This window comes from Desulfuribacillus alkaliarsenatis (assembly GCF_001730225.1).
Classification (GTDB): Bacteria; Bacillota; Bacilli; order Desulfuribacillales; family Desulfuribacillaceae; genus Desulfuribacillus; species Desulfuribacillus alkaliarsenatis.
The window spans coordinates 22366-45287 of the sequence record NZ_MIJE01000034.1 but is presented as its reverse complement, the minus strand read 5'-3'; the positions used below and the strand labels follow the sequence as shown (position 1 = coordinate 45287).

Genomic DNA, 22922 nt, shown 5'->3' with positions numbered 1-22922 from the left:
ATATGACGAATATCACATAATCAATACAAATATGAACTATTTTTGAAATATTTTTGTCTAACTTATGTCCGAAATGAAGAATATGAAGACCCAGCAACTAATCAGTGCTGGGCCTTCATATTCTATTTATTGTTATATTATAACTGCGTAATATTAAGTGTTAATTCTTTTACTTTCCGTTCATAAGTTTATTATAAAACATTTCTACACATTCTTTTACTATAGTTGCTTTATCTACTTGCATGATATTTTTAGCTCCCGACATACTATAGTTGCTAATTACATAATGATATAAGACACTATACATCATTTGGCTCGTCAAATAAAAGTCATTGTTTGGTATAATACCATTTTCATGTAACTTGTTGAGATAGTCAGCTAGAAAACCTGTAATCCGCAGCGCTATTTGCCCAACTAGACGACCCATCTCTGGATCTCTAGGTCCGTCCATCAATCCTAAATTTAAGAGCATAATTCTCTCACAGGCCGACTCTATGTAAGTATTGGCAAAAAGTGTTAAATCCTCTCTCAGATTTCCTATGAATTGCTTTTCAAATTCATCATTAAACACAGCAACCGTTGTTATGCTGCCCATCACTTCATTGAACAGATTTTCCTTACTACCGAAGTGTCTAAAGATTGTAACTTCATTGACATCAGCCCTGCGGGCTATCTCCTTAGTTGTACTATGGACATAGCCTTGCTCTTGAAACATCTCTTTTGCTACTTCGATTATTTTTTCCCGAGTCTTACTCTTTTGCAAAACTATTCCCCCCAGGCAGCTTAGCCAATCCAAACCTTAAGCAATATATATTTTTTATCATATATTTAATAAATTTTCTATCCGTATTTTATACCTATTATTTTTCAACAATAATCCTTCGAAAGGCAAAAAAAAGAAAACTAAGCTCCTACTTTAAAGAAGTTAGTTTTCTTATGCAACTTATATTTACAGTTGTTCAGCAATGTCTTTGAGACTTGTCACTACGTCCTGAACGGAATCTGCTAATCTTGCAATGTCCTGCAATGCCTTCGATTGTTCATTGGCAATTACACTAGTCTGTTGTATATCATTAGATACCCTTTCAATAACATCCTTAAGCGTCCCTAAAATCTGTACTATTTCTTCCGATGAATTGCGGCTATCTTCCGCTAGCTTACTTACCTCTTTAGCAACAACTAAAAAGCTACGTCCATATTCCCCTGCCCTCGACGCCTCAATTGCTGCATTTAAACCTAACATCTTCGTCTGTTGCGCAACCTTAGCCAATAAATCTAATATATTATTCGTATTTTGCACATAATTCGTGGCTTGTACTGCTGAAGTTGCTACTGTTTCACTAGTTGAAGCTAATTCTTCTGATGAAGCAGTAATTTCTTCAATCGCAGCCACCGTGTCTTGAGCAACATCATTTAAGGTAGAGACATATCCCTGCAACGTTTCCTTAGTAGCCTCGTCACGCAAGCGGACAGAAATAAGTTCTGCAGCAATATTGGCAATAGGAAGTGTATAATTTAAATCCCCAGTAATTCCGAATGTACCAATAATTTGTCCACTGAATATAATCGGTAGACTTGTCCCTTCTTTCATTGTTCCATTGGAATTAGTAGCCATTTCAGCTGTCACTTTAAAAATTTCCAGTTTATCTTGAATAATTTGTTTTGCACCACCATGTGTTTTGCCAATACGGGTGCCCGCAGAATCTGCAATTATCACAGCTTGTTCGTTACAAACTATTGAATGAAAGCCTGTTTTATCGTAAATAAAGTCAACAATATATCGCCCTATTCCCGCAGAAACCTCCATTACAATATCACCTCTCTATCTTTCACGCTCTAAACTTTAGAGTTGCTAATAATTAAACATTATATATGATAATTACTAGATTTCCAGTAGTTTTTCTACAATTATTTTATCACGTTTATTAGAGGGCTCTAAAGTTGTTCAGCAATGTCTTTAAGACTCTTTACTACATCTTGAACGGACTCTGCCAGGCGGGCAATATCCTGTAATGCTTTCGATTGTTCATTGGCAATTACACTTGTTTGCTGTATATCCTTAGATACCCTTTCAATAACTTCTTTTAGCGTCCCTAAAATCTGAACAATTTCTTCTGATGAATTGCGACTGTCTTCGGCAAGCTTACTAACTTCTTTGGCAACAACTAAAAAACTACGTCCGTACTCCCCTGCCCGTGATGCCTCAATTGCCGCATTTAGACCGAGCATCTTAGTTTGTTGGGCAACCTTAGCCAATAACTCTAAAATATTATTCGTGTTTTTCACATAGTCCGAGGCTTGTACAGCAGCAGTTGCTACCGTTTCACTTGTTGAAGCTAGCTCTTCAGAAGATGCAGTGATTTCTTCAATCGCAGCCACCGTATCCTGAGCTACGTCATTTAATGTGCCCACATATTCCTGTAGCGTCTCCTTAGTTGCTTCATCACGTAAGCGTACAGCAATAAGCTCTGCTGCTATATTTGCTACAGGTATAGTAAAATTTAAGTCTCCAGCAATGCCGAAACTACCTATCTTTCTACCCTCATAGAAAATGGGTAGATTTGCCCCTTCCTTCATTTTCCCATTAGATGCTGCCGATTCTTCTGCAGTAACCTTATAAATATCTATACCAGCTTTTAATACCTGTTTAGATCCAATATGTGTATTGCCAAGTCTTGTCCCTGCTGAATCGGCAATTATCACTGCCTGGTCATTACATACAATCGAATGAAAGCCTGTCTTATCATATATGAAATCTACAATATATTTTCCAATGCTCTTAGATATTTCCATGCTCATTTCCTCCCATTATCTAAATACAATCTTTTTCTATATGTTTCATTTAGCTCTATATATTCCCTAGTTATATTCTACTATATATGCCCATCTGTATCAGTCATTATTAACTACTGTTATTATACCATAAAAACGCGAATCATCCGCATATTTTTTTGTTGAACACACATAGGCAATTGTGAATACAATACAATATCCTATTTAGACTTAATTCACCTAAAAAAATTATAAAACTATTTTAAAGGAGTGATTTATTCATGAGGAAAGCGCAGTTTATATTAATCATGCTTATATCGGTAGCATTGTTGTTGCCAGCATGTGGAGGTAGTTCCAGCGATTTAACAAAAATAGAAGTAGCTGAAGTTACACGTTCAATCTTTTATGCTCCTCAGTATGTAGCCGTGACGGAGGGTTTTTTTGAAGATGAGGGATTAGACGTTACAATCACAACTACCTGGGGTGGAGATGTTACAATGACCACATTAATCTCTGGTGGAGCAGACATCGCCCTTGTCGGAAGTGAAACTAGTATTTACGTCTATCAACAGGGCGCAGATGATGTAGTTGTGAACTTTGCGCAGCTCACACAAACTGATGGGACATTTCTTGTTGCCAGGGAGCCTAATCCCGATTTTACCTGGGACGACTTAAAGGGTAGTGTGTTCTTAGGGCAGCGAGTTGGCGGTATGCCACAAATGGTTGGGGAGTATGTTCTTAAGAGCAAAGGAATTGATCCGCACAACGACCTTGATTTAATTCAAAACATTGATTTCGCAAATATCGCAAATGCCTTCGCATCAGGGACTGGCGAATATGTACAATTATTCGAACCTCAGGCAACTATCTTTGAACGGGAGGGCTTGGGTCACGTGTTAGCTTCCTTTGGTACTGAAAGTGGCAATATCCCTTATACAGTTTTCATGGCTAAGGACAGCTACATTCAGAAGAATCCTGAGATTATCCAAAAATTCACTAACGCTATTTATAGAGCACAAACATGGGTATATGAACAGCCAGCAGAGGTCGTTGCTGCGTCTATTGCACCATTCTTCGCCGACACAGAAATAGATATAATTACAGCAGTTGTTGACAGGTACCGAGCGCAGGAATCTTATGATAGAAATCCAATACTAGATGAGCAAGAATGGAATCTCCTTCAAGATATTATTGAAGAAGCAGGCGAACTACAGCTGCGTGTCGAGCACTCAGTTTTAGTAAATACTAGCTTTGCAGAGAAGGCAATGCAGTAATGATAGCTATGGATACTACTAAAATTCAACTGCAAAATATAACCCACGTCTATGTCAATTCAACCGAGGCTAACACTGCAATTGAAAACATTAATTTAGACGTAAAAACAGGTGAATTTGTTAGTATCGTCGGTCCCAGCGGCTGTGGAAAAAGCACAATCCTATCTTGTATTGCAGGGCTACTTAAGCCTACTTGCGGAAAGATATTAATAGATAATATAGCAATAACTAAGCCTTCATCAAAGGTTGGTTACATGCTTCAGTCCGATTATTTGTTTGACTGGCGCACAATCTTTAAAAACGCCTGTATCGGCCTAGAAGTAATGAAGCAGCTAACGAAGGAAACAGAAGAGTATGCCTTACACCTGTTGAAAGAGATGGGCCTAGCAAAATATAAGGATCATTATCCGAGTCAGCTATCTGGAGGTATGCGTCAACGGGCAGCACTCGTCCGCACACTAGCTGCCAAACCAGATGTGCTACTGCTAGATGAACCATTCTCCGCACTAGATTATCAAAACAAACTTAAGCTCGAAGATTTAGTCTCTATGACCTTAAAGAAACATAACAAAACAGCAATCCTTGTTACCCACGATATTGCCGAAGCAATTGCAATGAGTGATCGCATCATTATTATGGATAACTACCCAGGTAAAATTAAGGAAACCGTTATAATTCCTGATGAAATTCGAAATACTGTGCCCTTCAGTGCCAGAGAGGTTGAAGGCTTCTATGATATCTTCCATAAAATATGGAAGGAGTTGGATGTCGATGAACAATGATTGCGATAAAATATCTAACATAGACCCTAAGACGATACACGCCAATTACTTAAAAAATGAGCGCAAGACAAAACTACAGGTCTTATCGGTTCAATTAACAATCTTAATTGGCTTCTTTGCAACCTGGGAATTAGCGTCTGTCAATCGTTGGATTAACCCATTAATCTTTAGCTATCCATCGAGAATATGGAATCTGTTTTTAACAAAAATCAGCGACGGCACTCTACTGCCACATGTTACGGTTACACTAACAGAAACAGTCCTGGGATTTTTATTAGGGACGATTATAGGAACTATTGTTGCATCGACAATCTGGTGGTCACCGTTTTTAGACCGTGTACTAGAACCATACTTAGTAGTCCTAAACAGTATGCCTAAGGTTGCCCTAGGACCAGTATTCATCGTAAGTCTTGGACCGGGATTCTTATCAATCATGGCGATGGCCTTGTCTATTACCGTAATAATCACAACAATCGTAGTCTACAACAACTTCAAAGAAGTGAATAAGAACTATATCAAAGTTGTCGATAGCTTTGGTGGACGCAAGCAAGACACTTACACCAAAGTAATCCTACCAGCTTCATTTCCAGCAATCGTATCGACTCTAAAAGTTAACGTTGGCCTCGCTTGGGTAGGTGTTATAGTAGGGGAGTTTCTAGTTGCTAAAAAAGGGTTGGGATATTTAATCATCTACGGTTTCCAGGTATTTAATTTCACCCTTGTTATGCTTAGCCTACTTATCATAGCTTTAATAGCAACTATGATGTATCAAGCTGTATATCGCTTTGAAAAGTGGCTGCTTAAAGGCCGCGCATAAATATAGCTTATCGACTAAAAGACATTTAAGAGGGGATGTGCTTTATCGGCACATCCCCTTAATCATTTTCACCCTACACTTTGCTCTTGAAGAATTTACCAAAGAAGTTCTTAGATGTGCTCACTACAAACTCCTTACTAGCTTGATACGATTCCTCACCCGCTCGTTTAGCTGCCCTAATAACTGCTTTGCTAACTACAGCTGTCGATTCGTTAACAACTCCCTTTAACATCCCCACAGCCTCAACGGCTGCAAAGTGGCGTAGGCCTTGTTGCTCTACTTTTGTTACTGACGCACAATATTTTTTCGTTAATACGCCTACACGCAAAGTTAAATAGGCATTGGCCGACCCCTGCAAGACAGAGTTAATAATCACTGTAGCTACGGCATTACTGCCCGCGAGTACATTAGATACAGATCCACCTACCAGTGTACTTCCTAATACAGATGCAATTACAGGCTCGATTTGTTCTTCCATTAGCTCTATATCTTCAACCTGATTGACAAGCAGTGCCGTAGTAAATACGTTAATATACAAATAGACCATTTCCCTAATCGATGGACGCTGGTGAAAAATTCGACTCACTTGCCAAATCATACGCATTTGCGCTAATAATACAATCAGTCCATCAAGCCTTCCATGCTGCGAGATTGCCGTAGCGATAAACACCTGTGAAGCATTTGCTTTGATGCTCTCATCGGCTCTCTCCTGCAAAAAAACTAGCGCTTCCTCAATACTCTTTTTATCTGTTGAATCAACAACTACACCATGCTCTATTAAAATCTTATTGGTAGTCAGTCTTTCTCCCAATAGCTTTATATATTCTTGGTACTCTTCTGTTCCCTCCGCTTCAGGAGGCACTAGAGATTTAGGCATGCGATAGAACCAAATCAATGGCGCTATGATTGCCATTAGCGAACCAATAACTAAAACAAGCAAAACAGCTTGTCCTAATATCGGATGAAAATTAGCAGCTAAACCAGCTAATTGCGCTACCTGATTTAGCCATATTATAGCTAGAAACACCGCTAGAACAACACAAATGATTGTCACTAGTTTTTTCAAATCATTAAACATCCTGCACTCTCCTATAATAATTTGACACAAGAGAACCGTGAACTGCCCCCTTGTGTCTTTTGAACTAAGTTTTCTTTATCTTTATGGTCGATAGATTTTGTCGAAATATCCTCTGTCACTAAAGTGAGTCTCATGGGCCTTTGTCCAGCCACCAAACATTTCATCATCAATCGTAAATAGTTCAACATCTGCAAAAATGTGCCTATACTGATTTAATACTTGTTCATTTCTTGGTCGAAAATAGTGTTTAGCAATAATATGCTGCGCTTCTTCCGTATATAAATGCTCGAGATATGCCTGTGCTACCTCGTAGTTACCTTTTCTTTTTGCGTTTTTATCCACTAGAGCAACTGGTGGCTCACAGAGAATACTAACACTAGGGACAACAATTTCAAATGCCTTATCTGCAATTTCTTGTATTGCTAAATATGCTTCATTCTCCCATGTAATAAATACATCTCCAATGTCTCGTTCAACAAAGGTCGTAGTAGCACCACGCGCTGCCGCATCTAGTACTGGCACGTTTTTATAAAGCTTCGTAATGAATTCAAGGGCCTTTTTTTCATCATTGCCGTATGCATTCATCGCATATCCCCAGGCCGCCAAGTAATTCCAGCGTGCCCCGCCAGAAGTTTTCGGACTTGGGGTAATTACTGCAACATCATCACGAATCAAGTCGTCCCAATCTGTTATATTCTTAGGGTTACCCTCCCGTACTAAAAACACAATCGTAGATGTATATGGGGTTGAATTATATGGCAGCCGACCTTCCCAGTCTGATGGTAGTAAATTAGATAGCTTGTGAATCATATCAATATCATAGGCTAACGCCATTGTTACTACGTCGCCAGCAAGTCCTTCTATAACTGCACGGGCCTGACTTCCCGCCCCGCCATGTGACTGCAGCACATGCACCGTCCCACCAGTCTCTTGCTCCCAATATTCTATAAATAGTTGATTGAAATCACGGTAAAATTCCCTTGTAGGATCATAAGAAACATTAAGTAAGGTATAATCTGTATTGCTAATCTTCAGTCCGCAGCCTACTATTGATACACCAATAATACCCACTAACAGCAGAAAAATTGTTCGCACTCCCCACACCCCCATACTACTAATCGTAACCTATCTATAAATCAAGCTTGCATACCAGCAATTGAAGCTTACATACAATGTTTATGGGGGATGTTATGCATATATACCATAGCTACTAATTAGGAGAAGTATTTTTGAAGCTCTCATATAATTCAATAACTTTATTGCTATAGGTAGAGCTTGTACGTTGATTGTTTTCTATAAATCGTTCCAGTCCTGTAGGCCCTCTATTATAAGCTGTCAGAGCACTATGTAAGTTGTTATCATACATATCGAGTAGATAATCTAAATAATAGCATGCTAGCTCGATGTTATATAGCGGGTCATATAGTAGATCTATGGTAAAAGGTCGCTCTAAAAACTCTGCTAGCCACTCCCCTGTTACTGGCATTATCTGCATAATACCAATTGCTCCAGCATGACTGACGGCAATTGGATTATAGCTGCTCTCGACAAACATCACAGCAGCAATTAAATTGCTATTAAGTGACTCATAACGTCCTGCCTCTTCCACTATCTTTCGAGCTATTTCATCATCCAGACCTGTCTTATACTGGATAGCAGCAATCTCTTGTTTTCTAGCTACTTCTGTCAGTATCGCTTGCTCTAAAGCTTGCTGTTGCTCGTATGCTAGCTCAATAGCTAATCTACGTTGTTCTTCTGCTATTTTCGCTTCATAAATAGCTATTAGGGCAAATACTAGACTAATAATTAATACTATTAAATTAACTGTTAGATACACTATCCAATCTTTTTTCGTTAGGATTTTCAGTGGATTCATAGAATTATTATTTAGTCTAAACATAAATCACATCCAAGCTCTATAGTAAATTCATTAATATTTTATCTGGTATACTCACTAAATACAAACAATTAATACCGTATTAAAGATTGTGTGCAATATAAAAACGGTGTGGGCTTTGTTGTTTTAAGCTTACACACCGTTTTTGCTAGTTTAAAAGTTACATTTACAGGCCAATTTGCATACCTACAATAGCACTATAAAACAATTCTCTTCCTACAAGCTCGCCAACAAGTAGCAATAAGAACACAGTTATAACCACTGGTTGTGTCATTTTTTGCTGTTTATAGGCGAAATATCCGAGAATGCCCAGAGGTAATAACCAACCGACTGCAGCCCGTAGCCAAAACGCTTCGCTGGCAATTATGTTAACAGCCGTCAGGTTTTGTTCAATCACCCCTGCTTGCATTGTTGTCAGATACAGAACAAAGCTAATGATTGAGAATCCAAGTACTACAGAAACAGCTACAGGTATTTTAGGTGCCTCAATGTCGTCCTTAAATCTTAATACCATGAACGTGTATATCGGACCTAGCAAAAATGCTGTTACAAGGAAGAATAATACTGGTGAAAAGTTGTTCCATGCTGGCATTGCTGGTAAGACATAAATCATTCCTGAAAACATTACTGCTACTGTACCGATTATCGCAGTGACACAGCCGACAATTTTTCTTGCTTGCTGTTGTCCTTCCTTCCATTGCAGCAGATATACAAGTGCCGCCACGAAGAACAAGCCAAACATTAATATTTCTCTACTTAACCAAGAGTTTGCAATATTACTTAACGCTAGAAATGCCATCGCTGGGCTACCTAGATGGAATAACGAAATCACTATACCTACAGCAGTAATTCCCAAAACGGTAGTTGTCAAAAACTTTCCTGTTTCAACCTTAACTTTCTTGCCTAAGGTCTCTAGTAGCCACAGTGTAACTAATGCACCCACAGCAAGCTGTGTTAGGACCGTGAACAGAACTAAGGTAATTTCACTCATTATTTTTCCCTCCTTACTTGCATGAGAGCTTTAGGCTTAATAAATCTTGTTGTCGACTTAGTTATCTCAGGATTAGGAAATCCTGCATAATTAGTGTCCATACCAAAACCAGATATAGCATTTAGATCAATGATGTCTATCGCATCCACTGGACAACCTTCAACGCATGCTGGTTTATCTCCTCGATCAATTCTTTCGTAGCACATATGACACTTTTCTACTTTCTTCATGCTCGCATTGTATTCAGGAACATTATATGGACAGGCCATAATACACATCTTGCAACCAATGCAGCGACTTTGATGATGAACAACAATGCCATCTTGACGCTTACTATATGCCCTTGCTGGACACGCCTTCATACATGACGGTTCTTCGCAATGGTTACAGGCAACTGATATATATTCTCTTAGCGGGATAGTTGAATGAGCCCCTTCTTTAACTGCATATACTTTTCTCCAGCGAATTTCAGGATCTTGCTGATAATAGTTCTTGCATGCCATTTCACAGGAATGACAGCCCACACAACGATCACTATTTACTAGAAACCCTAATTTTTTCGACACATTAATCCCTCCTTACACTTTTGTTATGTTTACGAAATTATCATGGAATGCAATACCTGGCATACCTGTTGCTTTTGCACCCATATCTGCTGGTATCGCTTTAACAGTATAGTTGATATTGAAATTCTTGTTTTTATACCAAGCTTCATAAACAACTAAGGTATCTTCTGATATCGTACCTGTGATTTTAGCAGCCAGCTGGACATAACCTAAGTCGTTATAGACCTTAACCGCATCACCCGTTTGAATTCCTAGTCGTTTAGCTACATTAGGATGAATCTCTACAAACGGTTGATCATTGATTGCTTCCATCCAGTCAATATTTTGGAATTGACTATGAATATTCAATTTCCAATGTGGTGAAATGCAACGGAATGGATACCCACTAGGTGCTTGCATTTCTTCTACATACACTGGCAGCGGATGATTACCAAATTTCTCAGCTTCTTCTGAATACAGCTCATATTTTCTTGAAGGAGTACGGAAGTTCCCTCTTTCCCATGCGATTAAACCACTTTTAGCTTTTACCGTACCTTTTTGCTTTAACTCATCAAAGTCTTTTAAGCCAAATTGTTTTAAGATACCATCATTAAATTCTTTTTCTACCCATTCGTCTAAATCACCTGATGTTGGATAGGTGCATGAACCTGGTGATAGCTCGTTCATTTTTGCTGATAAGCCCATAGCGATCTCAACATCGTTCTTGCATTCACCTATTGGTTTTATTGCTTGTTCGTTTAAGTTCAACCAATAATGCCAATAGCTTACGTTAACTCCAGGTGATTCAAAAGGCGTGGTAACAGGAAGTACAATGTCTGACATTTTAACAGTATCATTCATGAATAGGTCTGCTGTTACTACAAAGTCCATAGCTTCGAATGCTTTTAAAACTACAGAAACTTCTGGGTCCTGTGCCACTGGATTACGGGCTGCAATCCACATCATCTTTATTGGTGGATCCTGTGCTGCCAAAACATCTGCACCAAAGTTATTCATATTTATGCCTCTGTCGCCATCACCTGTAGTACCTTCCGGTTGAGGTTTGACCATAGCATGGTAGTTAAAGCCCCATGTTTCTAGCTGAGCATACTGAGCACCGCCACCTTTTTTACCTACGTTTCCAGTAATAGCTGCTAATGCATCAATCGCGCGTACGTTAGCACCACCATTTGTGTGACGTTGCATACCATAACCTATCCAAATGTTTGCAGGGTCTGCAGTTGCATATTCCCTTGCAAGCTGTTCAATTACCGCTACTGGAATACCTGTTTTTTCTGCTGCCCACTCCAAAGTAATATTGTTGTTCACATAACCGAAAAATTCTTCGTACCCTTTAGCATTCCTAATCAACCAATCAGCGTCATAAAGGTTATTATCATAAATATATTTAGCCATTCCTAAGGCAAGTGCTCCGTCCGTACTAGGTTTAATCTGAATAAACATATCTGCCCTAGAAGCCGTAGCCGTTAAAATCGGGTCTATAGCAATGATTTTACAGCCATTTTTCTTCGCTTCCTCAATAATATACATGGAATGAACAGCGCACCAAGCAGGGTTTACTCCCCATAAAATTAAATACTTAGAATTTAAAATATCCTCTGGATCATTGTTATAGATTGTTCCAAAATCAAATGTCTGAGCGTCTATCCCCGCTGGCCAGCATGGTGTGCCGATTGCCCTTGTAGTGTAGCCAATGCTAGCCATTGTACCTTCAATACCATAGTGCATGATATCGAAGTTTCCTGAATATTTATTGAGACAAATAGGTAGTGTACTACCATAGGTTTCTTTGATTTTTAGAATATTCTGTGCGATTTCTGTAAATGCTTCATCCCAAGAGATTCTTTCCCAGTTGCCAGATCCTCTGCCCTTTTGACGCATTGGATATTTAATGCGATCTGGAGCATATACCATTCTCGTATAAGAGTTTCCTTTTACACATAGCTTTCCACGTGTATAGGTATTATCTGGATTACCAGTAACCTTTGTAATTACGCCATCTTCAACCGTTGTCAGAATGGCACATGTATCATAACAATTTCTCGGACAAGCATTTCTAAAAGTCTGCGCATTTACGTTGTTTTGAGCTTTGGCTTGTTGCAGTCCACTGAGTTCATACCCGGCTGTAAGACCCAAGCTTGCAAGCGCCCCTGCTGCCGCAGCCCCTTTTACAAATGTTCGTCTAGAAAGTTTGCATTGTTCGCTCATCATGTTTCCCTCCCTGTAAATCTATAAATACGTTCCTATCTGAATTTTCTACTTCCATCATACCTTTTAACAACAAAGCCATAGCACGACATATTACACTGCCACTATTCTCTAAAACCTGTTCACAATGTTTAGGCACCCACTGCAATATGTGCTGCTCCAAGAACTCTTTATAGACTTCTAAATACTGACTCTGCAAATTCTGTTCTTTTAAAATTTGTTCTTGTGAATTCTGTTCTTGTGAAATCTGTTCCTGTTGATTTTGCTCCTGCAATACACAGTGTAATAAGTAACTCATAAACTCTAATTCTAACCCTAAGTGATCATCAGGCTGACTTCCATTATCCTTACACTCAATACCGAGCTTTCTATAGAAATTTCTCACAGCTAAAGTCTCTTGCTGCATTAATAATCGTTTTGGATTCCTGTATACTGATTCATATGGAGGTGCTTTGACTTTTCCAGGACCTACAAATAGCTTGTTATAGTCAAATTCTGTCTGTTCTAAAGTCTTAGCGTCAATAAGACTGCTATCTTCTAGCATCTTTATAGCTGTGAGAATATGCTGATTATCGAAGTCTATATTATCAATAAGCATGCGTATTCTGTCATCATTGATTACTTTAACCCCATCTTGGTAATACATTGATGCCAGCTTATATACAATAATCCGCTGTTCTAATGAACTTCTATTAAATGTTTGGTCTGGCACGTTCCTCGCCCCCATCATCTTCTTCGTCTGATGATTGTTCGTCAGTATCTTCTTCATCACTACTATCTTTGTCATTACTTCCTTCAATTGTGACTTTTTGCACACCATTCTTCTTCTCTTCTTCTGTTAATTTGAATTCCATAGGAATTTGTGGATTTACTACCCCTTCGTATTCCTTATCAATTACCCCACTACTTACCGAAACTTCAGAAGTCTCAGAACCACAGCCTACTAAGGCGATTAACAACATGAATATACTAAGTGCTAAAACAATTTGCTTTCTTGTAAACATAAACATCCCCCTTTCAAATTTAGGTTTGTTAGACTAGTCTTGCTTATATTATATTTGAATTTTTTGTGAAGCTGATTGTGATATTATTCAAACCTTTCTATTGTTTTTTGTATTTTTTACAATCAAAAAAAAGCTCCACAGGGAGCTCATTTATTTTGATTCAAATTATGAATTAACGATGCAACATATAAATTTACAAAGTCACCTGGTTTTTGCAGGTCTACTTTTAGAATCTCTTCAGCTTTTTTTAGTCGGTAGCGCAGTGTGTTTGTATGAACATATAATTTTTTTGCTGCCGCCTTTAAGTTTCCATTTTCGGTAAAGTACACGTTTAATGATTGCAGGAAATTCGTGTTGTTTTCTTCATCAAACATCAAAAGCTCTTCTAAATATTCCTTAAAGAAATCCTCTAACTGCTCGTTCCTAATATTAGTTAACAGGCGCATTACACCCAAATCCTCGAAATGCATAATGTGTACATCTGGCATATACTTGCTTAACTCTACAGCAGTCTTGGCCTCTTGATAAGCTCGACATAAATCATCAGTTGTTGGGTAAAATCTGCCAATACCTACTGTGACTTTACTTTCAGGGAAAACATTTCTAATTTTTTCTTGGATTGTCTCGGCAATCGCCAATGCAGATTCTTTACGTTGTTTGCGGACTTTAGCTATGCCAATACTGTCTGAGTACATTACAACGATTTGTCCATTTAACTCTTCTACAATTGCCACTTTAAAACTACTAGCTAATAGATTTTTAATTAGTAATTGAGTGTGCTTATATTCCTCATGATTCAATTTAGTTATATTTTGCCTTGAAAATTCAATAAGTAGTAGCTGGTACGGCTTTGTTAAATCCCAGTCCCATAATTTTCCCTGGCTTATAACCAGGTCCGAAGCCTCCTCTAGGTTATTATGCAATAAATCATATAGAAAGCTTTGTTTATAGGATTTTTTAGTTTCAGTAATTTCCCGTTGTTTTAATAGCTCTGCTACTATTAACGGCAAAGCTCTTTGTACATGGGCTACATCAACTGCCTGTAATTGTCCGTTTTCTTCAAGTATTCCGACATACCCCTGTTGCATGTCAATTTCTATATTTAAGAGCTTCCAATTTTTCGTTTTTCCAGTTGCTGCACTTTTAGCTGTTAGTTCTATATGTTCCTGCTTAGTTCCTTTATACATTTGAAAAGCAGATCTTAATTCAGTCCACTCTTCTTTTTTTGCTGCTATTTCATCTACCATAGAATCCGTTAATGCTAATGGTTCAAGTCGTGAGTTGAATAGAAATATTGATTGCTGGATAGTCTGCTCCAAAAACGACCAGAGGTAGCTTATACCGTGCTTGTTTAATAATGAATATAGATAATTGTTTGAAGCTCTTATATATTCTAGTAGCATACCGCTTTCCTTAAGCTGCTTTGCAAATTGATAATAGCTTAGTAACTGCTCAAAGGTTAACTTCTCTAAAAATATTACTGGTATATGTACTTGCTTAATTGCTTGATATACGATTTCTGGTATAGCGATATTATTTTCATGTAATAAACAAAGGGCTTTTATATTGTCCTCTAATATATTTCTATGCATCGATTCTTGCTTCAAGGTGTCTATAGTATCCAATAGCGAACTGTTGTCTAATTCTAGAACTAGCATTGATTTTTCAGCTAGTTGTACATCTTTTCTGGCAGCCTTGTTGACATCTTTACTGGCAACGTTACTATCGAAGCATACTAATTCCGAGATTGAAATCTCATTAGTAATTACACCATTTAACAACTGGTACCTTACGAGGGGTTCCATAAATAACAGTTCCCGTAGTAACAATGAGTCTACTTTCATATTGAATCCTCCTTGCGCCGACCGCTTATGTTCGCTAAGTAGCGTTTCGGTTTTTCGGGCAATATAAAACGAACAGACGGTTCCGTAAATTGTGCCATTTTAATTCCCACTGGTAATTTACTATACTCGTTTTCCATTGAAGGTATGTCAACATGTACTAATGCTTTTGGAATGCATGCACTTACACAAGCAGGTAATAAGCTGGCTTGTTGACGATTTATACACATATTACATTTATCTATTTTTCCAGTTAATGCGTTAAACTTAGGTGCATTAAACGGACATGCTCCTATGCAGCTTTTGCAGCCTGAGCAGCGACTTGCATCATGTGAAACAATTCCATCACGCCTTTTTTTGAAACATTTATTAGGACAGATTGCCATACATGCAGGATTCACGCAGTGGTTACAAGACATCGATAAAAACCCGATAACATTTTCCCTTTCGCCTAAGGAGGTTACATTTCTCCGTTTATGGTCTTGGAGTCGATGTTCATTCTGGCAAGCCATCTCACACCCATGGCAACCTATGCATTTTTGTAAATTCATTAAAAATCCAAGTTGCTTCTTCAAATCTCATCACTCCACTATAGTCAATAGTATGATATATTTTGTAGAAAGGGGTGTATTTATCATGGCTACAGAAAATCAATCATATCGTATTACACGTCATGCTTGCCCAAGGAATTGTTATGATACTTGTAGTATACTTGCTTATACACAAAACGGCATTTTACATAAAGTAGAAGGCGACCCCTCACATAGTTACACCAACGGGAAGCTGTGTACAAAAGGGTATAGCTATACCAATAGAGTATATCATCCCGAACGTCTACGTACACCAATGCTGCAAACCCACAGAGGTTCTGGGAGATGGCAAGAAATATCATGGGAAGAAGCAATGAAGATAATTGCTGATAAAATCCTTTCCCTTAACCATCGTTATGGAAACAATCTTGCATTAGCATTGAATAAATACTCTGGTAATTTCGGAATTTTACACAATGCTGCTGAAGGTATGTTTAACAGTTTAGGACCAACGACGCAGGCTATTGGCTCTCCATGTTGGTCAGCAGGTTTAGACGCTCACACCTATGATTTTGGTGATTATTTGACATCTGACCCCGAGGAAATGGTTCATTCTCAGCTTATTATATTGTGGGGAGTAAATCCCGCATGGACTGCTGTCCATAGTATGCCTTTCATCTATAAAGCTAAAGAGCAGGGTGCAACTGTTGTTGTTATTGACCCTATATATACTACGACTGCTAGAAAATCGGATATTTATATCCAGGTTAATCCTGGTAGTGACATATATCTAGCACTTGCTATTGCCAAAGTAATCATAGAACAAAATTGGCAAGATACCAAGTTTATTAAGCAATATACACATGGCTGGGAGCACTACAATGAAAGCTTAAAAAATTACGACTTTAACGATTTATTAAGTCTCTGTGGTCAAACAATCGAAGTTATTACAGAGCTTGCTGAGCTAATGTATCGTAAACGGCCAATGATGATTTGGACTGGTTTTGGTCTTCAGCGTCATTTGCAAGGCGGCCAAACTATACGAGCAATCAATGCCCTTGCTGCAATAACTGGTAACATAGGAACTATCGGAAGTGGTGTGCAATTCGCCCAGCAACAAACATGGCAGTTCAACTATAATATCTTAATGCGTTCCGCACCGCATTCATTTCGAGCCGTTGATATAAATACCTTTGATACTGCACTGCAGGAATTAGATAATCCACCTATTAAGCTACTGTGGATTTCATGCAGAAATCTACTCACCCAATCACCTGCTCGTAAATCATTAATGAAGTCACTGAAAAATCTCGAATTAATCGTAACCGTTGATCAGTTTCTTACGCCTACGGCGCAGCTCTCTGATATAGTCTTACCTACTACCACTCAATTTGAGGAGTGGGATATAGTAGCGAGCTACTGGCATCATTGGATTGCTATCAACGAGCCAGCTATTAAGCCATACTACGATAGTAAAAGTGAGTTAGAAATAGCTCAATTGCTGTCTAAAACGCTAAATGTTCTTCAACCTGGATTCTGTCGTTTTCCAACTGATCTTAGCTCAGAAGACTTTATTGATAATGAATTTAATAATGAATTATACCAACAATTAGACATTAATAATTGGCGTGAGCTACTAGACGGTCCAAAAAAAATCAAGCTACCTACTGCTTGGGAGAATTTATCCTTTAAAACTCCGACTAAAAAGTTTGAGTTCTTAATGGCTACCCTAGATAAAAAAAGCAACTCCCCTAAATATCCTTATTGGCTTTTATCACCACATGCCCAGTTTGCGATAAATTCACAGTTCCAAAATAATCCTTGGATTCAAAAGCTGAAGCCAGAGCCTGAGGTTGTTATTAATCCTATAACAGCTACAGACTTGGCAATCATCACTGGTTCCATGGTTAAGGTTTTTAATCAAAATGGAAGTATAGTCGCTAAGGCTAGGGTCTCAAATGATGTTCCCGGTAACTCTATCGTCTTCTACCAAGGCTGGACACCTAAGTCGAATGTATTTGTAAATGATCTAGTCGAAAATCAACCTACAGACATGGGCAATTTTGTCACAGGTAGTCCTGGAGTAGCCTTTTATAACACATTTGTAAATATCCAAAAACTATAGCTTTTTGTCATCGAGTGCTATATTACCGTTTAACAACATAAGTCTTTGCTAGCATGTCATGTAATCCAGTATTTTTTGATGTAAAGGCAATCATTAGAAATCCAATATAGAATATGATTCCTGATAAGATTGTACCAAGGTACCTCCCTACAGAGCGTCCTACAGTTAGGCGGTTTCCATCTTGGTCAATTATTTTCAATTTGAATATATACTTACCAAAACTCGCTTGATATTTCGTGGTAGGCATATAGATAAAGTAAAGTGCGCTTAATATAAACATCAATTGTTGAAAGAACGGCGTTTCTTGCATTTGCTCTGTACTTAAAGGTATTGGCTGACCCATCATCATTGTTATTGCCGACGCTACAATACCTAAGATTGCCGCATCAATGATAAATGCAAATAACCTAGTGAGAAATCCACCGTATTTTTGTGGATTTTTTTCTTTATCTTCTTTATCCTTTGCAGTTTTTTCGATGATATCTTCGTTATCTAAAAGATTATAATTCTGATTATCGTTTTTCACCAAAGCGCCCCCTAACATTTTTTGAGATAATTGTGTGCTATTTTATATTATATTTTTTCTCTAAATACTACTATACTTCTTTTTTAGTTTTTTGAAAACGGTGACAATCTAGCACTTTGCCACTATAATACAAGTTAAGGTAAAAATTTCGGATATAAAGGAATTATAACTATGACCTTAAATAGCTTAGATGCAAAAAAAATCATATCAGCTTTAAAGAGTGGTGTCGTTCCCAACACTTCAGTGGAGTCGCTATTAGTCAGCCGAGAACCTGAGCTTGCTGAACTAAATCGTTGCTTGCAATTAACACAAGCAGGTAACGGAGTTACTAAGTTCATAAGCGGGGCATATGGCTCAGGAAAAACCTTTCTACTTCACTCTTTGCATCAGCAAGCCATAGATGACAATTTTATCGTTGCCCGCATGCAGCTTAATCAAAGCTTTACGATGAATAAATGGGCGGATTTATACAGGCAGGCTATGCATAATCTTTCAGTAGAATCAGCAGAGGTAATAGACACAGGCTTTGAGGAAATGTTTAAGTGCTGGCTCACTAAGCTGCAAAGCTATGAAAATCGCAGCCAGGCCTTCGAAGAAATCTCCCATATCACAGCACAATTAAGCCAATACCACGGAGATTATGCACGTGCTTTTATCGCCTATATTAGAGCTAAAATCCAGAAAAACCAAGACACTAGCTTGGCTGCAGCCTCATGGATAAAAGGCGAAACCAATATGCCAGCAAAGCTTAAGGCTGAATTCGGTATAAAGGGACAGGTAGATCGCTCTAATGCTTTATTATTCTTGAAAACATTTACTAGATTAGTTAATCTTTTAAAATATAATGGACTTGTTATTTTGATAGACGAGCTAGAAACTGCAATGCATCAACGCTCTGATATTAGGCACAGCATTTATGAAAATTTACGCTACATAGTTGATGGGACTAGCTCTGGGGAGTTTCCAAACTGTCTGTTTGTATTTGTCGGTACCGATGATTTGTTTAAGGACTCTGAGAAAGGCATTTGCACCTATGGACCTCTAGCTCAACGCCTACGCATAAGTGATAATGATATCTCCCTAGGATTTAGAGATTTGCGACAACCAATAATACACTTGCGTGCCTTAGAAAAACCTGACATCGATAAGCTCACACAGAATATTCTTGCGATACATAAACAAGCATACAACTGGTCACCAGAACATAACTGGGAAGCAATTCGAAATTGGAGCCTATTTAATTGCCGCCAAGGTAATGAACTTAAATTCCCTATCAATACTAGAACATATATACAAAATGTAGTTGATATATTAGATACAATGGAGCAGGGTACAAACCTATCAATATTTAAAATGCCACTAAATTTAGTGGAGAACAATGGTGGTTTTACATTTGTACCCCGCAAATAATTAACTCCCTATCAGCATTAGTTGTAATCTAATACTGATAGGGAGCTTTACTTTATTGCAAACTCTGTTCAAACTCTGTTATTGATATATCTTTTGCTTTATTCTTTACTAATTGCCTCTACTGGACATGCATCAATAGCTTCATCTACATGGGCTTCGTGCTCCTCTGGAACATCGCCTTCGATAGCTGAGGCCTTACCGTCATCATTCCAATCAAATACCTCTGGACAAATATCAATACAAGCACCGCAAGATATGCATAAATCCTGGTCTACTTTAGCTTTCATAGCATTTTCCTCCTCATTCTCATTTTAATGTCGTAGTTTTCTACAAATCTACTTTCTAATATTTCTATATTTTCTACTATACTTTACTATAGATTAAGATTTGCTACTAGACATGTCAAAAATGAATGTGTAATACAAAGGGTAAAGCTATTCTGTCGCTGCTATTTCATCTGTTGTATCTGTACCAGTGTATGATTGTTTTACCTTTGCATATTCTTCAAAGCTCATGACTCGATTAGAGTCTAACAGCATAATTATTCTGTTATCTTTTTTGGCCATAGCTTTGAGATGCTCGGTCATTACATCTTCAACAAACTCTCGATCTACAACCTGTATTTCCTCAGCATCGAAGCTAAGAATATCTGAAACACGGTCGACAATCATCCCCATTGTCTTTTTGTTAATCTCAATTATTATAACAACGGTATAGTCATCATACTCGATTTCTGGTAGTTTAAATTTCTTACGCATATCGATTATTGGTATTACATTACCGCGGAAGTTCATTACTCCCTTGATTGCAGGGTTTGCGTTAAACACCTTCGTAAGCTTCTGGTAGCGAATTATCTCCTGTACTAGCATTATATCTATTCCATATTCTTCATCGCCGATTTGGAAGGTGACAAATTGGGAGACTTGATTGCTTTTATCCAAAATAATCCCCTCCTAGAACTTTTCAAAATCCTTTTCATCAAAATCAAAATCATCTGTGTCCATACTTTGTTTCTGTTTTTTATTGTCGCTGGCAATCAACTTCTGATTCGGCGTGTGCGCTTGCTTCTTAGTCTGCTTCTGATATTGCTTCTGTTTTGATGTTGGCGCGCTAGGTAACTGCCTGAATTCTGAGCTTGCTACATCATTACTAAGCTTAAACATGCTCACCAATTTAGAAAGTTCCATTGCCTCACTGCTCATATTCTCACTTGAGCTAGCAATCTCTTCTACTAAGGAAGCATTTTGCTGTGTTACCTGGTTCAACTCATCAATAGCACGGCGAATATCTGTTGCTGCAACCGTTTGTTCTTTCAGAGATGCAGCAATTTCTCCGACAACATCTGTAGTCTTACGGGTGTTATCAACAATTGCGTGCAATACCTGCTGAGTTTCGTCCATTTGTTGGTTACCTCGGTCTACGCGCTCAATACTACTCTTAATCAGCATCTCAATCTCTTTCGCGGCTTCTGCCGATCTACCCGCTAGATTACGAACCTCTGCTGCCACAACAGCAAAGCCTCTGCCCTGTTCACCAGCTCGTGCTGCTTCTACCGCAGCATTTAGTGCTAATAAATTTGTCTGGAAGGCAATATCATTAACAGTAGAGATAATCTCAGAGATTTCTCTGCTCCCCTTCGTAATCTCAGTCATCGACTCCTGTAGGTTATTAACTACCTGTTCTCCATTTTGTACAGTTTCTAGTGTGCGTCTTGATAGATTATCTGCCTCTACAGCATTTGCTGACGACGCTTCCATAGAAGAGGTAATCTCTTCGACAGTTGATGCAATTTCCTCTAATGCAGAGGCCTGCTCCTCAGTGCGCTGTGATAAATCTTGGTTGCCCGCAGCAATCTCTTCTGCACCATGATTAACATTATCCACTGTCCGCTTAACTTGGTTTAAGCTCATATTAAGTTTATCTATTGTAGTATTAAGATCCTCTGCCATCATACCAATTTCATCGTTCGTAGTAACTTCAGCATGAACACGCAAATCGTTATTACCTACAAAGCTTAACACTTCCTGCATTCTAATGATTGGTTTAGCTAAGGATGTTGCAATTACTAAACCAAGAACTAAAACTAGCGGTATTGTAATTCCTAGTATAATATAGATAAAGCGTTGCATTGCTACAATGCCTGCATATGCCTCTGACTGATATATCTCTGCCACAAAGCCTACTGGTGTGTCTCCAAGCAGCACTACATCTAGTGCCCCAATTACTGGAGTTCCCTCATAGTCCAAGTATTCCATTCCTAGACCAAAACCTAAGTTGCCAGAACGAATCTGCGGGGTAGCCAGTTGCACTGCTTCTGTGTTAATTGTTGCGTTAAGAATCGCATTCTGACTGTATTCTCCAAACATGGTGTTAGTTAGTAGTAGCCCATCTGCATTAAACATATAAGCATCTGCTGTTTCACCGTATAATGGCAGGAAGCTATGAATCATATCTCCAACAACTTCACCCTCAACTACAACTGCTACTGCCCCAAGCAATTCACCATTAGCGCGAGAGTGTATAGGTGCAGCTGTAGCCATAAAGGTTTTGTTTATTAAATCTGAATACGCGTAGTCAGACCAAGACTGCTGTCCTCTAAAAGCATCCTGTACATACCCTCTATCTGATAAATTTAACCCAAAGAATGCTGGTTCAGAGCTATAAACAATTACTCCATCACTGTCCGTAATATACATGAGCTCATAATCAAAATCCTGCCTTGTTTGCTCCATTAATGCCTCAATTTCAGACAAGTAACCCTGCCATTGAGCGTTATTAAAATCAAAATCATTATCGGTTAGCACTTGCAGCCCTTGATAAATTTGCATTGAGTTACTTAAAGCTAACGCATTAGCGTTACGAGCCTCGAAGTAGTCATCTAATATCTCTGTTATGAATTCACTGAACATTTGACTTTGTTTAAATACTTCATCTTGGATATTTGTTCTCGCTTCGTTTAGACTGAATAATCCAATTACCAATGCAGGAATTAGTCCGACTAGTACGAATAATGTAATAAGCTTCGTCTTAATAGTCAGCTTCATGCTCTTAAACATACGACCCTATCCCCTTCCATAATATGTGATATTGTTAGTAGTGTA

At 38.3% G+C, this 22922-nt stretch carries 22 protein-coding genes; 5 read left to right on the top strand and 17 right to left on the bottom strand.

Going from position 1 to position 22922, the window contains the following annotated elements:
- Positions 1–169: 169 nt before the first annotated feature.
- The 3 genes from BHF68_RS13055 to BHF68_RS13045 all read right to left on the bottom strand — a co-directional run bounded on the left by BHF68_RS13055 (position 170) and on the right by BHF68_RS13045 (position 2793).
- Entirely contained in the window at positions 170–763 is a 594-nt protein-coding gene (locus BHF68_RS13055; protein ID WP_069644114.1) for a TetR/AcrR family transcriptional regulator, read from the bottom strand.
- A gap of 186 nt (positions 764–949) precedes the next feature.
- Positions 950–1807, bottom strand: coding sequence for a sugar diacid recognition domain-containing protein (locus BHF68_RS13050; protein ID WP_069644113.1), 858 nt, complete (start codon positions 1805–1807; stop codon positions 950–952).
- Between the two features lie 128 nt (positions 1808–1935).
- The gene (locus tag BHF68_RS13045) at positions 1936–2793 is read right to left on the bottom strand and encodes a methyl-accepting chemotaxis protein (RefSeq protein WP_069644112.1); all 858 of its coding nucleotides are present in this window, start codon (positions 2791–2793) and stop codon (positions 1936–1938) included.
- 260 nt (positions 2794–3053) lie between these two features.
- Here BHF68_RS13045 and BHF68_RS13040 point away from each other — a divergent pair, with 260 nt between their 5' ends.
- Genes BHF68_RS13040 through BHF68_RS13030 form a run of 3 tightly spaced genes read left to right on the top strand, consistent with a single transcriptional unit; the run spans position 3054 to position 5645 of the window.
- Positions 3054–4046: an ABC transporter substrate-binding protein gene (locus BHF68_RS13040; protein WP_069644111.1), complete on the top strand. Its 993-nt coding sequence runs from the start codon at positions 3054–3056 to the stop codon at positions 4044–4046.
- A complete protein-coding gene (locus tag BHF68_RS13035; RefSeq protein WP_301553644.1) occupies positions 4046–4828 on the top strand; it encodes an ABC transporter ATP-binding protein in 783 nt (260 codons plus the stop codon). The genes BHF68_RS13040 and BHF68_RS13035 overlap by 1 nt, the downstream gene beginning before the upstream one ends.
- A complete protein-coding gene (locus BHF68_RS13030; RefSeq protein WP_069644110.1) occupies positions 4818–5645 on the top strand; it encodes an ABC transporter permease in 828 nt (275 codons plus the stop codon). Before BHF68_RS13035 ends, BHF68_RS13030 begins: the two co-directional genes overlap by 11 nt.
- 73 nt (positions 5646–5718) lie before the next feature.
- Here the strand turns inward: BHF68_RS13030 and BHF68_RS13025 are convergent, their stop codons facing one another.
- The 10 genes from BHF68_RS13025 to BHF68_RS12980 form a co-directional block, all read right to left on the bottom strand.
- Positions 5719–6723 (bottom strand): DUF697 domain-containing protein, encoded by a 1005-nt coding sequence (locus tag BHF68_RS13025; protein WP_069644109.1) that lies wholly within the window; start codon positions 6721–6723, stop codon positions 5719–5721.
- Positions 6724–6804: 81 nt separating this feature from the next.
- Entirely contained in the window at positions 6805–7833 is a 1029-nt protein-coding gene (locus BHF68_RS13020; RefSeq protein WP_084019447.1) for a sulfate ABC transporter substrate-binding protein, read from the bottom strand.
- A 100-nt stretch (positions 7834–7933) separates the two neighbouring features.
- Positions 7934–8623 (bottom strand): lytic transglycosylase domain-containing protein, encoded by a 690-nt coding sequence (locus BHF68_RS13015; RefSeq protein ID WP_069644107.1) that lies wholly within the window; start codon positions 8621–8623, stop codon positions 7934–7936.
- Positions 8624–8786: 163 nt separating this feature from the next.
- Positions 8787–9611 (bottom strand): dimethyl sulfoxide reductase anchor subunit family protein, encoded by an 825-nt coding sequence (locus tag BHF68_RS13010; protein ID WP_084019446.1) that lies wholly within the window; start codon positions 9609–9611, stop codon positions 8787–8789.
- The gene (locus BHF68_RS13005; RefSeq protein WP_069644105.1) at positions 9611–10177 is read right to left on the bottom strand and encodes a 4Fe-4S dicluster domain-containing protein; all 567 of its coding nucleotides are present in this window, start codon (positions 10175–10177) and stop codon (positions 9611–9613) included. Before BHF68_RS13005 ends, BHF68_RS13010 begins: the two co-directional genes overlap by 1 nt.
- Before the next feature lie 12 nt (positions 10178–10189).
- Positions 10190–12388, bottom strand: a complete 2199-nt coding sequence (locus tag BHF68_RS13000; protein WP_245669685.1) for a molybdopterin-dependent oxidoreductase — start codon at positions 12386–12388, stop codon at positions 10190–10192.
- Positions 12360–13172 (bottom strand): TorD/DmsD family molecular chaperone, encoded by an 813-nt coding sequence (locus tag BHF68_RS12995; RefSeq protein ID WP_176719944.1) that lies wholly within the window; start codon positions 13170–13172, stop codon positions 12360–12362. The genes BHF68_RS13000 and BHF68_RS12995 overlap by 29 nt, the downstream gene beginning before the upstream one ends.
- Entirely contained in the window at positions 13078–13389 is a 312-nt protein-coding gene (locus tag BHF68_RS15435; RefSeq protein ID WP_069644102.1) for a hypothetical protein, read from the bottom strand. Before BHF68_RS15435 ends, BHF68_RS12995 begins: the two co-directional genes overlap by 95 nt.
- Before the next feature lie 146 nt (positions 13390–13535).
- Positions 13536–15233, bottom strand: a complete 1698-nt coding sequence (locus BHF68_RS12985; RefSeq protein ID WP_069644101.1) for a PucR family transcriptional regulator — start codon at positions 15231–15233, stop codon at positions 13536–13538.
- Positions 15230–15805 carry a 4Fe-4S dicluster domain-containing protein gene (locus tag BHF68_RS12980; protein WP_069644100.1) on the bottom strand — a complete coding sequence of 192 codons (576 nt, stop codon included), beginning with the start codon at positions 15803–15805 and terminating at the stop codon, positions 15230–15232. Before BHF68_RS12980 ends, BHF68_RS12985 begins: the two co-directional genes overlap by 4 nt.
- A 61-nt stretch (positions 15806–15866) precedes the next feature.
- Between BHF68_RS12980 and BHF68_RS12975 the strand changes: the two genes are divergently transcribed.
- Positions 15867–17885, top strand: coding sequence for a molybdopterin-dependent oxidoreductase (locus tag BHF68_RS12975; RefSeq protein WP_069644099.1), 2019 nt, complete (start codon positions 15867–15869; stop codon positions 17883–17885).
- A 22-nt stretch (positions 17886–17907) separates the two neighbouring features.
- Here BHF68_RS12975 and BHF68_RS12970 read toward each other — a convergent pair whose 3' ends face one another.
- Positions 17908–18411: an RDD family protein gene (locus tag BHF68_RS12970; protein ID WP_176719943.1), complete on the bottom strand. Its 504-nt coding sequence runs from the start codon at positions 18409–18411 to the stop codon at positions 17908–17910.
- A gap of 171 nt (positions 18412–18582) precedes the next feature.
- Between BHF68_RS12970 and BHF68_RS12965 the strand changes: the two genes are divergently transcribed.
- Complete coding sequence (locus BHF68_RS12965; protein WP_069644098.1) at positions 18583–19821, top strand: BREX system ATP-binding domain-containing protein; 1239 nt, start codon at positions 18583–18585, stop codon at positions 19819–19821.
- Positions 19822–19919: 98 nt separating this feature from the next.
- Here BHF68_RS12965 and BHF68_RS12960 read toward each other — a convergent pair whose 3' ends face one another.
- The 3 genes from BHF68_RS12960 to BHF68_RS12950 all read right to left on the bottom strand — a co-directional run bounded on the left by BHF68_RS12960 (position 19920) and on the right by BHF68_RS12950 (position 22877).
- Positions 19920–20108: a ferredoxin gene (locus tag BHF68_RS12960; protein WP_069644097.1), complete on the bottom strand. Its 189-nt coding sequence runs from the start codon at positions 20106–20108 to the stop codon at positions 19920–19922.
- A gap of 147 nt (positions 20109–20255) precedes the next feature.
- A complete protein-coding gene (locus BHF68_RS12955; RefSeq protein WP_218070367.1) occupies positions 20256–20762 on the bottom strand; it encodes a chemotaxis protein CheW in 507 nt (168 codons plus the stop codon).
- A gap of 12 nt (positions 20763–20774) precedes the next feature.
- Positions 20775–22877 carry a methyl-accepting chemotaxis protein gene (locus tag BHF68_RS12950; RefSeq protein ID WP_069644095.1) on the bottom strand — a complete coding sequence of 701 codons (2103 nt, stop codon included), beginning with the start codon at positions 22875–22877 and terminating at the stop codon, positions 20775–20777.
- Positions 22878–22922 lie beyond the last annotated feature (45 nt).

What these genes read in the sequence shown, in the direction of transcription:
- BHF68_RS13050 (WP_069644113.1), bottom strand. Translation starts at nt 1,807, where the DNA reads ATGGAGGTTTCTGCGGGAATAGGGCGATATATTGTTGACTTTATTTAC.
- BHF68_RS13045 (WP_069644112.1), bottom strand. Translation starts at nt 2,793, where the DNA reads ATGGAAATATCTAAGAGCATTGGAAAATATATTGTAGATTTCATATAT.
- BHF68_RS13040 (WP_069644111.1), top strand. Translation starts at nt 3,054, where the DNA reads ATGAGGAAAGCGCAGTTTATATTAATCATGCTTATATCGGTAGCATTG.
- BHF68_RS13035 (WP_301553644.1), top strand. Translation starts at nt 4,046, where the DNA reads ATGATAGCTATGGATACTACTAAAATTCAACTGCAAAATATAACCCAC.
- BHF68_RS13030 (WP_069644110.1), top strand. Translation starts at nt 4,818, where the DNA reads ATGAACAATGATTGCGATAAAATATCTAACATAGACCCTAAGACGATA.
- BHF68_RS13025 (WP_069644109.1), bottom strand. Translation starts at nt 6,723, where the DNA reads ATGTTTAATGATTTGAAAAAACTAGTGACAATCATTTGTGTTGTTCTA.
- BHF68_RS13020 (WP_084019447.1), bottom strand. Translation starts at nt 7,833, where the DNA reads ATGGGGGTGTGGGGAGTGCGAACAATTTTTCTGCTGTTAGTGGGTATT.
- BHF68_RS13015 (WP_069644107.1), bottom strand. Translation starts at nt 8,623, where the DNA reads ATGTTTAGACTAAATAATAATTCTATGAATCCACTGAAAATCCTAACG.
- BHF68_RS13010 (WP_084019446.1), bottom strand. Translation starts at nt 9,611, where the DNA reads ATGAGTGAAATTACCTTAGTTCTGTTCACGGTCCTAACACAGCTTGCT.
- BHF68_RS13000 (WP_245669685.1), bottom strand. Translation starts at nt 12,388, where the DNA reads ATGATGAGCGAACAATGCAAACTTTCTAGACGAACATTTGTAAAAGGG.
- BHF68_RS12995 (WP_176719944.1), bottom strand. Translation starts at nt 13,172, where the DNA reads ATGACAAAGATAGTAGTGATGAAGAAGATACTGACGAACAATCATCAG.
- BHF68_RS15435 (WP_069644102.1), bottom strand. Translation starts at nt 13,389, where the DNA reads ATGTTTACAAGAAAGCAAATTGTTTTAGCACTTAGTATATTCATGTTG.
- BHF68_RS12985 (WP_069644101.1), bottom strand. Translation starts at nt 15,233, where the DNA reads ATGAAAGTAGACTCATTGTTACTACGGGAACTGTTATTTATGGAACCC.
- BHF68_RS12975 (WP_069644099.1), top strand. Translation starts at nt 15,867, where the DNA reads ATGGCTACAGAAAATCAATCATATCGTATTACACGTCATGCTTGCCCA.
- BHF68_RS12965 (WP_069644098.1), top strand. Translation starts at nt 18,583, where the DNA reads ATGACCTTAAATAGCTTAGATGCAAAAAAAATCATATCAGCTTTAAAG.
- BHF68_RS12960 (WP_069644097.1), bottom strand. Translation starts at nt 20,108, where the DNA reads ATGAAAGCTAAAGTAGACCAGGATTTATGCATATCTTGCGGTGCTTGT.
- BHF68_RS12950 (WP_069644095.1), bottom strand. Translation starts at nt 22,877, where the DNA reads ATGTTTAAGAGCATGAAGCTGACTATTAAGACGAAGCTTATTACATTA.